This window comes from Mucilaginibacter rigui (assembly GCF_014773275.1).
In the GTDB taxonomy this organism is placed as follows: domain Bacteria; phylum Bacteroidota; class Bacteroidia; order Sphingobacteriales; family Sphingobacteriaceae; genus Mucilaginibacter; species Mucilaginibacter rigui_A.
In genome coordinates, this window is sequence record NZ_JACWMW010000003.1 from 365,671 (window position 1) to 378,634 (window position 12,964).

The following is a 12,964-nucleotide window of genomic DNA, read 5'->3' on the forward strand; positions in this document are numbered from 1 at the left end:
GCTTTGATAGGTCTTCGGCAGGCTCATATTGACAAGAATTTAACCTACAACTGATATTGATTAGCAAACTGAATTAACGCTCCAACAGATGATACCTGTAGCTTCCTGAAAATATTTTTGCGGTGCGTTTCTACCGTAAAGCCGCTTAAAAAAAGCTTGCCGGCAATCTCCTTACTGCTATACCCTTTTTTAATGAGCGATATGATCTCTATCTCTCTTTTTGATAGTTTTAATTTACGTGCAAAACTTTCCTCAAAAACGTTTTCATGAATATCTGCAAGTTCTGCTGGGGTATGGGTTGTATAAACATATTCGCCCCGTATAATTTGTTGTAACGCTATTTTTAACTCGGAAGCCTTGGTGTGTTTTAACAAGTAACCATTTATGCCATTTGCCTTGCAAAAACTTAATATTTTATGATCATCATACATGGTAATGAATGCTATCTTCATATCGGCATGCCTTTTCCTGATCATTACCGCGGCATCCGTACCCGATAGGTACGGCATATTAATATCTAACAGTATTAGCTGCGGGGTAAACTTATTTAAAGCTTGTATCAATTTTTTACCATCGGTTACTTTTTCCACCACATTGTATTCACCGGTAGAGGCTAACAAAGTTTCGAGCCCTTCGGCAAAAAGTTCATGGTCGTCGGCAATTATGATATCTATCATGGTTGTTAAATTGGGATATTTATGATGTGCGTTGTGCCATTTTTTCCGCTATCGGTAATCAGGTCGCCCTTTAAAAAATTCACACGCGATTGTATGTTTTGCAGCCCTATGCCTTTTTTATTAGTAGTGTGGTCCATGCCTATGCCATTATCGTAAGTAATTATTTGTAAGCTGTCGTCAAGTACAGATAATTGTACCGTGGCTTCAGATGCTTCCGCGTGCTTAACAATATTATTAAGCAGCTCATTAATAATACGATATAGGGTAATTGCATAAATAGGGCTTATCTTTTTTTCGTCGCCCTCCTTTACAAATTCAAACTGGGTATTGCCTCCGGTATTCAAATCGTTTATCCGGGTTTGGATGGTTTCAAAAAGGCCCGAGTCTACAAAATCCTGGGGAAGGAGGTCGTGTGATATGCTGCGTACATCGCTGGTAACTTTTAAAACCAGGCTAAGTGCCTTAGCAAAATAATTTTTAAGGTAAATGTTATTGGCCATTTGCTCATCAGGCAAATTGCTGATGTGTAACTGCAATGCGCCCAGGGTAGCGCCAACGTCATCATGCAGGTCTTCTGCCAGCCTGCGGCGTTCCTGTTCCTGTGTGCTTACAATTTTTTCGGTAAGTTGCTGTTGCTGGCTATTAAGCTCTATCAGTAATTGTTCTTTTTCTTTACGGAAAAGGCTGTACCGGGCGGTAAGCGCAAATGAAAGGATGATGATCTCGATTGTTAAGCCAACCACCATGCCATTGGGCTCAACTAAATTTATATTGGTTAAACCTATATAATTAAAATATATATTTAGCGTGCCAATTACACCAAAACTGATGGCGATAAGATATACTACAGCTTGTTTTGAACCCTGTATTACTTTTTCAATAACGCCTGCCAGCAATAGTATACATCCGGCACAAAACACAATATCGCCCTCGTTAAAAACTATGGCGCTTAATGTGCTGTTTAACTTTATGCCGAATATGGCCATTAATATTTCTATAAAAATACGGCAGCCCAGTAATATCATTACCAGTTTGGTAAGCAGGTAAAATTTACTGTTATCTCTTTTTTGATTGGTAAACAGCTGCATTACATACAGCCACAAAAGCATACAACCGTACCACCAGTATTCCTCATTAAGCGCCCATCTAAAACCGGGGAAGTTTTTAAGCACAAACTCATAGGTAATACCATCTTCCATCATCAGGTAAACCAGCGTGGCAAAAACATAAAAGGCATACCAAAGGTGCAGCTTATCTTTTAACGAGAAATAAAGGAACAGGCTAAAAACAATCACAAATAAAAATATCCCGGTATAAACAGCCAGTAACTGGTACCGGCCGGTTTCATCTGCCATATAGTTGTCGGCATTTTTAAAGCCAAAGGGCATATACATGTAGTTGGCATTGTTACGCGCCCTTAAATAATAAGTGAACGTACTATCGGCAGGTATGGCAATTTTAAACAGGAAGTTGCGATTAGGGATAGGCCTGCTGGTGTAAGGGTAGTTAAAACCTGTAAAAACCTCTGGCAGTACTTTATTGCCGGTTTGCTTATATAACCACAACGTGTCAACATGCTCGTGTATCCCTAAAAATAGCAGTCTGGCACGTTTGTCGGTGTTTTTGATGATAACCTTAAACCAAAAGGCCGAAAAGGTGATGCCGGCGTTGAAGGTAGTTATGGCATCGGGCTTTTTAAATTTGCCACTATTAAATAACGCTACTGCCTTACCAATAGGCATTACCCTGCTGGTATCTTCAATATAGGCCATGTGCGGTAATATTTTGTAGCTGTTTTTACCGGTAATAAACATGGTATCGGCTTTTTGCGCCAGTAATTGCTGTTGTGCAAATAGCGATACCGAGAGGAATAAAAACAGTTTAAGTGTTTTCAAATTGGGTTATGAATGATAAGGATATGCTTAGCCCCCGTGCTAAGGTTCTGATAACAAACCTAATGCACCAGCCAAGTTAATAAAATACCCGGAAACAGGTATAGAGTTAGCGCAGCGACAGCTAAATAATTAAGAAGAAACGGCATCGTAAGTTTGAGCATTGAATTTTCAATTATGACAAACCCCGGATACAGTATTAAGCTAATATGAGCGTATATTAGCGATGAAAAACTATAACACAAAAACTTAAAAAACACCTATGATACCAGCAAAAGCGTATGCGGCACAAGATGCCCAAACAGACCTTGCACCATGGAGTTTTGAGCGCCGCGAAGTTGGCCCCCATGATGTGCAATTTGATATTTTATTTTGTGGCGTTTGCCACTCCGATCTGCACCAGATCAAAAACGATTGGTTCCCGGGGATCTTCCCGATGGTGCCCGGCCATGAGATTGTTGGCCGTGTTGTAAAAGTGGGCGACCACGTTAAGAATTTTAAAGTGGGCGACCTTGCAGGTACAGGCTGTATGGTTGATTCGTGCCAGGTATGCGAAAACTGTAAGCAGGACCTTGAGCAGTATTGCCTTAACGGTGGCAGTACACAAACTTACAATAGCTATGAGCGCGATGGTAAAACGCCTACTTATGGCGGTTACAGTAACACTATTGTAGTGCGCGAGGAGTTTGTACTGCATATTTCAGAAAAACTTGACCTTGCAGCCACCGCACCATTATTGTGCGCGGGTATTACCACCTACTCGCCGTTAAGGCACTGGAAAGTTGGTAAAGGCCATAAACTTGCCGTATTAGGCCTTGGGGGCCTTGGCCACATGGCGGTTAAATTTGGTGTTGCCTTTGGTGCCGATGTTACTGTATTAAGTACTTCGCCTAAAAAAGAGGCTGATGCTAAAAAATTAGGCGCACACCACTTTGTGGTAACGTCTGATCCTGAGCAGATCAAAGCCGCTACAGGTACGTTCGATTTTATATTGGATACCGTATCTGCGGAGCATGATTTTAACATGTACCTGAGCTTGTTGCGTACCAACGGTACCATGATATGCGTAGGCGTACCCTCAGAGCCTGCTAAAGTTGCCGCATTCAGTTTACTGGGCGGCCGTAAAAGCCTTGCCGGTTCGGGCATTGGCGGTATAGCCGAAACTCAGGAAATGCTTGATTTTTGCGCCGAGCACAACATTGTTTCAGATATCGAGATCATTGACATGAAAGACATCACCAAATCATACGAGAGGATGCTTAAAGGCGATGTGCGTTACAGGTTTGTGATTGATATGGCAACCTTGTAAAGTATTATTAATTCAATTTGTAAAAAGCAGGCGCCCGAAACGGTACCTGCTTTTTTATTAACTGCCTCTGCAACAATTTTACAACTTATATGTATATTGTGTACGCTTAAATATCTTACCATAATAATTTATTATTTAGAAGTTAACCATTACCATAGCGCTATCAATGGACAATGAAACAGGTTTGCCGCCCGAACTAACACATGCCGATATAAAAGAAATGCTCATCAGGCTTAAGCAATCTGAAGCGCGCCTGGATATGGTTGTTTCATCTACCAAACTGGGTACCTGGGATTATAAACCACTAACCGGCGAATTAACATGGTCGAAAGAATGCAGGGAAATATACGGCCTTGCAACAGATGTGAAGGTAGATTTTGAATTATTTGCAAAGCAGCTGCATCCTGCCGATAAACAATATGTGTTAGAACTGATCCCGCAGGCGATGGATCCCGCAGGCGATGGCACATATGATATGAATTGCCGCATACTTCGTTTTGATGATGGCAGTGTGCGTTGGGTACGGTCGCAGGGGAAAGTTACTTTTAACTTACTTGGCCAGGTAGAATTTTTTATTGGTACCGTATTAGATATTACAGAAAGCCGTTTAGCTGCCGAAAAAAGCGCCCGGCTTGCGGCTATAATCGATTCATCCGGAGATGCGATCATCAGCAAAACAACAGAGGGGATAGTTACCAGCTGGAATAATTCGGCAGAGCGAACATTTGGTTATACTGCCGAAGAAATGATTGGCCAGTCGATATTAAAACTACTGCCGCCTGAGCGGCTGGAAGAAGAACCCATGATATTGGCCCGGTTAAGAAATGGCGAACGTGTAGAGCATTTTGAAACCGTGCGTGTTACCAAATACAATAAAAAAATAAATGTATCACTAACAATCTCACCTATAAAAGATGCACAGGGGAATATCATCGGCCTGTCTAAAATAGCGCGCGACATTACAGAGAAAAAGCAGGAAGAATTAAGGAAGAATGATTTTATAGCTATGGTGAGCCACGAGCTTAAAACGCCCTTAACATCTATACGCACTTACATACAGGTATTGCTTTCGAGATCAAAGAATGAAGAAGATGCATTTAAAGTAAATGCTTTAACAAGGGCAGATGTACAGGCAAAAAAAATGACATCCATGATCCAGGATTTTCTGAGCCTTGCCAGGTTGGAGGAAGGAAAGATCCACATTACTAAGGAGGAGTTTCAATTATACAGCCTCATAGAGGAAATTGCAAGCGACGCGCAATTTTTAACATCAACCCACAATGTTAAGGTGGTTGATTGTACGGATATAACGATAATTGCCGACAGGGATAAAATTGGGCAGGTATTAATTAACCTGCTAAGCAACGCCATAAAATATTCGCCAAAAGGGGGCAAAATTACTATTGGCTGCATCAAAAATGATGATGATGTTAAAATTTATGTAAGGGATGAGGGGATTGGTATAAGCCCTACCGACCAAAAGCGCTTATTTGACAAGTTTTACCGCGTTAAGGACGAAAAGATAAAAACTATATCAGGCTTTGGTATAGGCCTTTACCTGGTTGCCGAAATTTTGCGCTGCCACGATACCCAAATTAAGGTAGAAAGCACAGAAGGGGCGGGGGCTACCTTTTATTTTATGATGAAATGTTCTTAACATTATTGGTGTTGCCACCCACACCATTAGGGCAATGTGGTAAAATCATAAAATGGCAGTTCTTCATAGTTATCTATGAAGGCCATGTGGTCTTTTAGTGCTTCAAAAGCATTCGGGAATTTTTTATCGTCGATAGTTACTATAACCAGGCCTTTTGGCGCTTCTTTGCCGTATTTGGCCTTCACTACGTCATCATCAGGGAAATCTACAGCACTCATCCATTGCGGATCGAGGTATTTGATAGCGCTAAGTGTATCTATCTGAAACTCCTTTTGGTTAGACACTATAACCCAAAAAGGCGATTTGCCGTCATCAGCCTTAACATGTTCATTAGGTGTTGGTTTATCCATGCTTACCATGGCCCATTCACGCTTTTGCGCAAAGGTTATGGTGGGGATGCTTAAAAGGGCGAGTATAGTGAGTGTTAATATATTCTTTTTCATACTGTTATGTTATAGCCGTATTGTTTAATACAAATAACAAGCCAAATGTTAACCTACAACGTATATGGCAGTGCCAATAGTGCCTGTTAACAGTACAAATAACTATATATTACATTTAAATGTTGTTATTTTAATAGTTTACGGCATATATATATGCCATTAGTTACACGGCTTTGAAAAGCATTACTTTTTAATGATATTGCCTCATACACAATACAACCTATGAAAACCGAAAAAGAAAAAATGCTCTCGGGCGAATATTATATTGCAAACGATGAAACCCTGGCAACCGAGCGTAAAAACTGTAAACAATTATTAAAACAGCTTAATGTTGATGAATACGTTGTTGGCGAAGGCACAGCAGCCATACTGAAACAATTAATCCCCAATGCGCCAAAAAGCCTGTACATCGAACCTCCTTTTCATTGCGATTACGGCTATAATATCACCTGCGGCGAAAACGTGTATTTTAACGTTAACTGCGTGGTGCTTGATGTGATGGAGGTGAAGATAGGTAACAACGTTTTCTGCGCGCCTGCTGTACAGATATATACCGCCACCCACCCCTTAGATGCCGTGGCCCGGCGCAGTAAAGAGAACGCCAAACCTGTTACCATTGGCAATGATTGCTGGATAGGGGGCGGGGCTGTGATATGCCCGGGTGTTACCATAGGCAACCGTTGTGTAATTGGCGCCGGATCTGTAGTTACTAAGGATATCCCTGATGATTCGTTAGCGGTTGGCAACCCCGCAAAAGTGATCCGTAAGCTGGATAAAAGCGAATAACAGGTGCAACTAAAAATATAGTCACAAATCTGTTACATTGGGTTGAAATTTGAGGCTTTGTGTGTTAAATCATGCTATATTTTCTTAATATTATGTTTTTCCTGAAGTCCTGCAAAATGGCTTCGGGATAAAAAAACTGACCTAACATTAAACATATGAACAAAACTTTAAAATGTGTATTACTCGCACAGGCTATTGCGGTAATGGCCATAACGGCCAACGCCCAAACAGCTGCGCAGCCCAAGCTGGTAGAGAAAGTAACCCGCAAAGGCACCGAACTGGTTATCCCTTATGAGAAGTATGTGCTCCCGAACGGGTTGACCGTAATTTTGGCCGAAGACCACTCAGACCCATTGGTACACGTTGATGTAACTTATCACGTTGGTTCGGCGCGCGAAGAAATTGGTAAATCGGGTTTCGCCCATTTCTTTGAGCACATGATGTTCCAGGGGAGCGACCACGTTGCTAACGGCGACCACTTCAAGATCATCACAGAAGCAGGTGGTACTTTAAATGGCTCAACCAACCGCGACCGTACCAACTACTACGAAACCGTACCTGCAAACCAGCTTGAAAAAATGCTTTGGCTGGAAAGCGACCGCATGGGCTTTTTGCTTGATGCCGTTACGCAGCAAAAATTTGAGGTGCAGCGTGCAACCGTTAAGAACGAGCGCGGCCAGAACTATGATAACCGCCCTTACGGTTTGGCCAGCGAATACACTTCTAAAAACCTTTACCCATACGGCCACCCATACTCATGGTTAACCATTGGTTACATAGAGGAGCTGAACAAAGTAGGCGTAAACGATTTAAAGAACTTCTTTTTAAGATGGTATGGCCCAAACAACGCAACCATAACCATTGGCGGCGATTTAAACCCCAAACAAACTTTGGCATGGGTAAGCAAATATTTTGGCAGCATCCCGCGCGGGCCTGTTGTTAAAAATGCAACGTTCCCGGCGCCGGTTTTAACTGCCGACAGGTATGTGTCATACACTGATAACTACGCTAAACTGCCTTTAATGTCTATCACCTATCCGGGTGTAAAGATCTATGATAAAGATATGTCGGCATTGGATGCTTTGTCAGAAATTATAGGCCAGGGGCGTAACTCTATCTTCTACAAAAACTTTGTTAAAACCCGTAAGGCCGCGCAAGCGTCTATGAACTCGTCAAATACCGAACTTGCCGGCGAGATCAGCATGCGTGTGGTGCCGTTCCCGGGCCAAACACTGGCTGATGCTAAAAAACTGGTAGACGAATCACTGGCCGAGTTTGAAAAAACAGGTGTTAGCGATGATGCTTTAGTACGTTTTAAAGCAAGTGCCGAGGCAAACGCTATCAATGGCTTATCAAGCGTTAGCGGTAAAGTATCTGAGCTTGCACAGGCGCAATACCTAACCGGCAACCCTAACCAGATTGGCCGCGAACTGGCCGATATACGGGCAGTAACCAAAGAGGATGTAATGCGTGTATACAACAAATACATCAAAGGTAAACCTGCGGTTATATTAAGCGTGCTGCCAAAAGGTGGCACAATTGCAGCCGTAGCTCCCGATAATTATACCGTAAATACCGCCAATTACAAAGCACCTGATTATGGCTACAACGGCCTTACCTACAAAAAAGCTACCGATAATTTTGACCGTGCCGCTAAACCTGGCGTGGGTGCAAACCCGGCAATCAAGATTCCGGCTATGTGGACAGCCACTACACCTAATGGCATTAAAATAATAGGCACGCAAAACAGCGAGATCCCATCGGTATCTATATCCATATCTATAAAAGGCGGTGGCTTATATGCCGTTAATGATCCTTCAAAAGCAGGCCTTGCAGGTATTGTTGCCCGCATGATGAACGAGGATAGCAAAAACTATACTGCCGAGCAATTTAACTCAGAACTGGATAAGCTAGGCAGTAATATTAACATAGGTGCAGGTGCCGAAGCGATGTATATCAGCGTATCATCATTAACTAAAAACCTGCCTAAAACAATGACCTTGCTGCAGGAAAAATTGTTTAACCCTAAATTTACGCAGGACGCTTTAGACCGTATCAAAAAACAAACTATCGAAGGTTTAAAACAGGCTAAAACCCAACCTGCAGGTGTAGCATCAACCGTGTACAGTAAAATACTTTACGGAACAGATAACGTGCGCACTTATGCAACAGGTGGTAACGAAGAAACCGTGGCGGCAATTACCCTGCAGGATGTTCAGGATTATTACGATAAATACTTTACCCCATCGCAAACACAAATTGTTGTTGTGGGCGATGTAAACGAAGGTACAGCAAAAGGCAACCTGGCTTTCCTTAACGCATGGGCAGATAAAAAAGTAACCATTCCAACACCGGCAGAAGGTAAAACCTTTGATAAAACTACCTTGTACCTGGTTGATATCCCGGGTGCGGCACAATCAGAGATCCGTATTGGTTACCTGGATAAGCTGAACTATGATGCAACCGGCGATTACTACAAATTGGGTATAGCCAACTACATTTTAGGTGGTGCATTCAATAGCCACATCAACCTTAACCTGCGCGAGAAAAAAGGATGGACCTACGGTGCTCGTTCGGGCTTCAGCTCTGGTAAATACGGTGGCGACTTTACCGCTTCGGCAGGTGTATTGGCTACCGCTACAGACAGCTCGGTTTACGAGTTTATCAAAGAGATCCGCGATTATCAAAAAACAGGTATCACCCCTGAAGAATTGAAGTTTACCCAAACATCTATAGGCCAGAGTGATGCCCGTAAGTACGAAACTAACGGACAAAAAGCAGCGTTCCTTTCACGCATACAGGAGTATAATCTGAAGCCTACGTATGCTGATGAGCAGAACAAGATCCTGCAAACCATTACCCCGGCCGAGCTTAACGCGCTATCGGCAAAATATCTGAATACCGATAATATGGTAATACTGGTTGTAGGCGATAAGGCAAAAATATTGCCCGGCCTGCAAAAGTTAGGTTACCCTATTGTTGAGTTGGATGCCGATGGCAAACCGAAACAATAAGCAATAATGTAATTAATAAACAAAAGCCTTCACAACAATTGTTGTGAAGGCTTTTTTATGAGACCCTTTGTCATCCTGAATAATTGACGTAAAAAGAATTGTCAGTCTGAGCCTGTCGAAGACCTAAATGCCATGCAAAATCAGCAAGTGGTTCAATAAGCTCACCATGACAGGCCGTGTAAACATGCCATACGTTAGGTATAATTCACTAACAGATGCTAACTATCGGTCAGCATTACAAATGGATTAATAATTTTTAATAAACGCTAAATTGGCATTTTTATATTCCGGCTTCTTCAATTGTAATTTTAGCTTCTTAAAGCTCTGGGTAGGCCCTTCGGATGCTACCATGTTAACGAGCCATGCAGGCAGGCTGCCGGCAGGGTCAACATGCAGGGTGTATTCAACTTTTATCTCGTCCTTACCAAGCGGTGTAATTACCCATTTCCCTTTTGAGTTGGTTACACGCACTATGCCGTCCTTAAGCGGTACAAGGCCATTAACGGCGGGGCCATCAACGGTTACTACTTTATTTTCGGCATCCTGGCTTACCATCAGGTGGGCCACAAAATCGCGGTTACTGGTAGGCCATGGCAGGCTCACTTCCGAGTAATAATAGATCTCTGACGGCGAAGGCTGTTTTAACAGTGTGATAGATTTTGTATGATAAACCCATTCGGTACAGGTTTTAACATCAAGCAAAACGGTTACTATCTGCGCCAGTGTTGCCTGGAAATTGCACTCAACACGTAAAGCCTTAAATTTTGAACCGGCTACTTCGCTGCTGTAAACCTTTATACCGTCGCTATTTGCTTTTAGTTTCCAGTCGGTTTGCGCTGATACAGAATTGGCGGTAATGAGTAAGAATAATAGAGGGAGCAGGTACTTTTTAAACATTTCTGTAAAAGGGATTTCGGGCAAATTTAAATATCCGCCGTAAAACCCATGTCATACCTGCACCACATTTTGGCTTAGGCCGATGCTACCAACCTGCTGGTGCTGCGGTAAACATATTCGTTATAAATATGCCTGCGTGCAAACCTCCCCGGCGAATCGGCGTTAACCAGCTTAACGTAAACCGCGCGGGGTACGTCAAAATACTCGTATGAGTTACCGTCGGTAAAATCAACCCTCAGCACCTGCGATTTGAATTCAAAATCAACAATGGCTGCGGTAGAGGTGGTCAGCGTATATTCCGCTAATGATTGCGCGCGGGTTTCGGGCGCTATACTTACTAAAAAGTGGTAAGCTTCAATAATGGTCTTGCTTTTTTCTTCGGCTTCCAGCTTGCTTTCGGGGCTGTCCTGAAATTTATCAGGGTGCCAGGCTTTCATTAAGCTGCGGTAAGTAGTTTTTAATTCCTGTAGTTCGGCAGCTTCTGTAACACCTAAAAGTTTCCTGTAGTCGACAATTTTTTTCATTGTATTAATATTGTATATGTTATTGTCGATGAAAACTTTATTCAAAGAAAATAATTTTGCAAAGGTACGCTTTATTAGTACGCGGTGCATCTTTTGTACGCGAAATATAATTTGCAGTTGCAAATGCAGTAAAAAGCATTTAATTTGTAAGAGAATTTAAATCATATTATTATCGGATTAATAGATATACAGGCGGATATAGATGCCATAAGCCGTATAGACGCGGTTAAATCTATTTTAGAGGTTGTTTGCCGAACCACCGGCATGGGTTTTTCTGCCGTTGCCCGTGTTACCGACGATAAATGGATAACCTGCGCAGTGCGCGATGAAATTGCTTTTGGCCTGGTACCCGGCAGCGAGCTAAAGCTCGAAACCACTATTTGTAACGAGATACGCCAGCACAATACCCCTGTGGTGATAGACCATGTTGCACAAGACCCCGATTTTGCACAGCACCATACCCCGGCCATGTATGGCTTTCAAAGCTATATATCATACCCCATTATGCGGAAGGACGGGCGTTTTTTTGGCACTCTTTGCGCTATAGACCCAAGCCCCAACCAGTTGAAAAACCCGCAGATAACGGGTATGTTCCGCTTATTTGCCGACCTGATAGCTTTTCACCTGGATGCGCAGGACAGGCTCGACCTATCGGAACTGAAACTTGTGGAAGAACGCAAAACCGCCGAACTGCGCGACCAGTTTATAGCCATTTTAGGGCACGACCTGGGCAACCCTGTAGGGGCGGTTTTAAACGTAGCCCAAATGCTGTTGCGCATGCCAGGCGATGAACGTATAAAACGCCTGGCCAACATCCTTCAAAATTCATCGTACAGGATGAAGGCGCTGATAGAAAACATACTTGATTTTGCGCGCGGCCGCCTTGGCGAAGGGATAATTTTAGACAAAACCAATGATGAAAATGTTGAAGAAACCTTAAAACAGGTAATTACCGAGCTTGCAATTGTTTGGCCCCATACAACCATTAACACCTTTTTTGATATTAAAGGCTGTGTTTATTGCGATGCCAGGCGCGTATTGCAGGTGCTTTCAAACCTGTTGAGCAATGCACTAAGCCACGGCAAAAAAGATAGCCCGGTAACGGTTAATGCCATTTGCAACGAAAATGAATTTACCCTAACCATTGCAAACCAGGGCAAGATGATCCCTAACGCGGTACGCGAAAAGCTTTTTATGCCATTTTCAAGGGGCGAAGTGGTGCCCAACCAGCAAGGCCTTGGCTTAGGGCTTTACATAGCATCAGAAATTGCCCGCGCACATGGTGGTACACTCGGTGTAGAATCGGACGATAAGGAAACCGTTTTTAAATTTTCTATCCCTGCAGCGCAAACCCTAATAGGTTTATAATGCAAAAAATACTGCTGCTATAGCGATAATGGCAGGTAAAGCCTGTTTAAACAGGATTGACCTGCTTGCCGTAATGCCGCCATACAAACCGGCTACTACAACACACCCTAAAAAAAACATCGCAATGTTTTTACTCCATACCGGGTCGTTAATAAGCAGCGACCAGATAAGCCCGGCTGCCAAAAAACCATTATATAAACCCTGGTTGGCTGCAAGCGCGGTGGTTTGCTCAAACAACTCGGCAGGGAAGCTTTTAAAGGTAGCTTTGCCTTTGGTTGTCCAGGCAAACATCTCTATCCATAAAATATAAATATGCTCAATAGCTACTATGGCTATCATAATGTGGGCAAAAAGTTTCATGCAGATATGTTTAGAGTACTAAGATACTCATCTTACA

At 42.7% G+C, this 12,964-nt stretch carries 11 protein-coding genes; 5 read left to right on the forward strand and 6 right to left on the reverse strand.

Translation table 11 applies throughout. The features are described 5' to 3' along the window. Positions 1-44: 44 nt before the first annotated feature. A complete protein-coding gene (locus tag IDJ75_RS15075) occupies positions 45-677 on the reverse strand; it encodes a response regulator (RefSeq protein ID WP_191176457.1) in 633 nt (210 codons plus the stop codon). A 5-nt stretch (positions 678-682) separates the two neighbouring features. Then, positions 683-2,572, reverse strand: a complete 1,890-nt coding sequence (locus IDJ75_RS15080) for a sensor histidine kinase (RefSeq protein ID WP_191176458.1) — start codon at positions 2,570-2,572, stop codon at positions 683-685. A 259-nt stretch (positions 2,573-2,831) separates the two neighbouring features. Here IDJ75_RS15080 and IDJ75_RS15085 point away from each other — a divergent pair, with 259 nt between their 5' ends. Together IDJ75_RS15085 and IDJ75_RS15090 are read left to right on the forward strand one after the other, a co-directional pair. Further along, positions 2,832-3,878, forward strand: a complete 1,047-nt coding sequence (locus tag IDJ75_RS15085) for an NAD(P)-dependent alcohol dehydrogenase (protein WP_191176459.1) — start codon at positions 2,832-2,834, stop codon at positions 3,876-3,878. A gap of 166 nt (positions 3,879-4,044) precedes the next feature. Further along, positions 4,045-5,535: a PAS domain-containing sensor histidine kinase gene (locus tag IDJ75_RS15090; protein ID WP_191176460.1), complete on the forward strand. Its 1,491-nt coding sequence runs from the start codon at positions 4,045-4,047 to the stop codon at positions 5,533-5,535. A gap of 26 nt (positions 5,536-5,561) precedes the next feature. Here the strand turns inward: IDJ75_RS15090 and IDJ75_RS15095 are convergent, their stop codons facing one another. Further along, a complete protein-coding gene (locus IDJ75_RS15095; RefSeq protein WP_191176461.1) occupies positions 5,562-5,978 on the reverse strand; it encodes a hypothetical protein in 417 nt (138 codons plus the stop codon). A gap of 222 nt (positions 5,979-6,200) precedes the next feature. Here IDJ75_RS15095 and IDJ75_RS15100 point away from each other — a divergent pair, with 222 nt between their 5' ends. Together IDJ75_RS15100 and IDJ75_RS15105 are read left to right on the forward strand one after the other, a co-directional pair. Continuing rightward, entirely contained in the window at positions 6,201-6,764 is a 564-nt protein-coding gene (locus tag IDJ75_RS15100) for a sugar O-acetyltransferase (RefSeq protein ID WP_191176462.1), read from the forward strand. A 155-nt stretch (positions 6,765-6,919) separates the two neighbouring features. Then, positions 6,920-9,778: a M16 family metallopeptidase gene (locus tag IDJ75_RS15105; RefSeq protein ID WP_191176463.1), complete on the forward strand. Its 2,859-nt coding sequence runs from the start codon at positions 6,920-6,922 to the stop codon at positions 9,776-9,778. Between the two features lie 246 nt (positions 9,779-10,024). On the opposite strand, the gene IDJ75_RS15110 is transcribed toward IDJ75_RS15105, so the two are convergent. Together IDJ75_RS15110 and IDJ75_RS15115 are read right to left on the reverse strand one after the other, a co-directional pair. Beyond that, on the reverse strand, positions 10,025-10,675 hold the full coding sequence (locus IDJ75_RS15110) for an START domain-containing protein (protein ID WP_191176464.1): 651 nt from the start codon (positions 10,673-10,675) through the stop codon (positions 10,025-10,027). A 74-nt stretch (positions 10,676-10,749) separates the two neighbouring features. Further along, positions 10,750-11,199 carry a KTSC domain-containing protein gene (locus tag IDJ75_RS15115; RefSeq protein ID WP_191176465.1) on the reverse strand — a complete coding sequence of 150 codons (450 nt, stop codon included), beginning with the start codon at positions 11,197-11,199 and terminating at the stop codon, positions 10,750-10,752. Positions 11,200-11,415: 216 nt separating this feature from the next. Here IDJ75_RS15115 and IDJ75_RS21395 point away from each other — a divergent pair, with 216 nt between their 5' ends. Next, a complete protein-coding gene (locus IDJ75_RS21395) occupies positions 11,416-12,567 on the forward strand; it encodes a GAF domain-containing sensor histidine kinase (RefSeq protein ID WP_317173790.1) in 1,152 nt (383 codons plus the stop codon). On the opposite strand, the gene IDJ75_RS15125 is transcribed toward IDJ75_RS21395, so the two are convergent. Next, complete coding sequence (locus tag IDJ75_RS15125; protein WP_191176466.1) at positions 12,562-12,927, reverse strand: DUF1304 domain-containing protein; 366 nt, start codon at positions 12,925-12,927, stop codon at positions 12,562-12,564. The two genes, IDJ75_RS21395 and IDJ75_RS15125, sit on opposite strands and share 6 nt — an antisense overlap. Positions 12,928-12,964: the final 37 nt, after the last annotated feature.

Excerpts from the sequence above, each read along its gene's own strand:
- IDJ75_RS15075 (WP_191176457.1), bottom strand. The coding sequence starts at position 677 with ATGATAGATATCATAATTGCCGACGACCATGAACTTTTTGCCGAAGGG.
- IDJ75_RS15085 (WP_191176459.1), top strand. The coding sequence starts at position 2,832 with ATGATACCAGCAAAAGCGTATGCGGCACAAGATGCCCAAACAGACCTT.
- IDJ75_RS15090 (WP_191176460.1), top strand. The coding sequence starts at position 4,045 with ATGGACAATGAAACAGGTTTGCCGCCCGAACTAACACATGCCGATATA.
- IDJ75_RS15095 (WP_191176461.1), bottom strand. The coding sequence starts at position 5,978 with ATGAAAAAGAATATATTAACACTCACTATACTCGCCCTTTTAAGCATC.
- IDJ75_RS15100 (WP_191176462.1), top strand. The coding sequence starts at position 6,201 with ATGAAAACCGAAAAAGAAAAAATGCTCTCGGGCGAATATTATATTGCA.
- IDJ75_RS15105 (WP_191176463.1), top strand. The coding sequence starts at position 6,920 with ATGAACAAAACTTTAAAATGTGTATTACTCGCACAGGCTATTGCGGTA.
- IDJ75_RS15110 (WP_191176464.1), bottom strand. The coding sequence starts at position 10,675 with ATGTTTAAAAAGTACCTGCTCCCTCTATTATTCTTACTCATTACCGCC.
- IDJ75_RS15115 (WP_191176465.1), bottom strand. The coding sequence starts at position 11,199 with ATGAAAAAAATTGTCGACTACAGGAAACTTTTAGGTGTTACAGAAGCT.
- IDJ75_RS15125 (WP_191176466.1), bottom strand. The coding sequence starts at position 12,927 with ATGAAACTTTTTGCCCACATTATGATAGCCATAGTAGCTATTGAGCAT.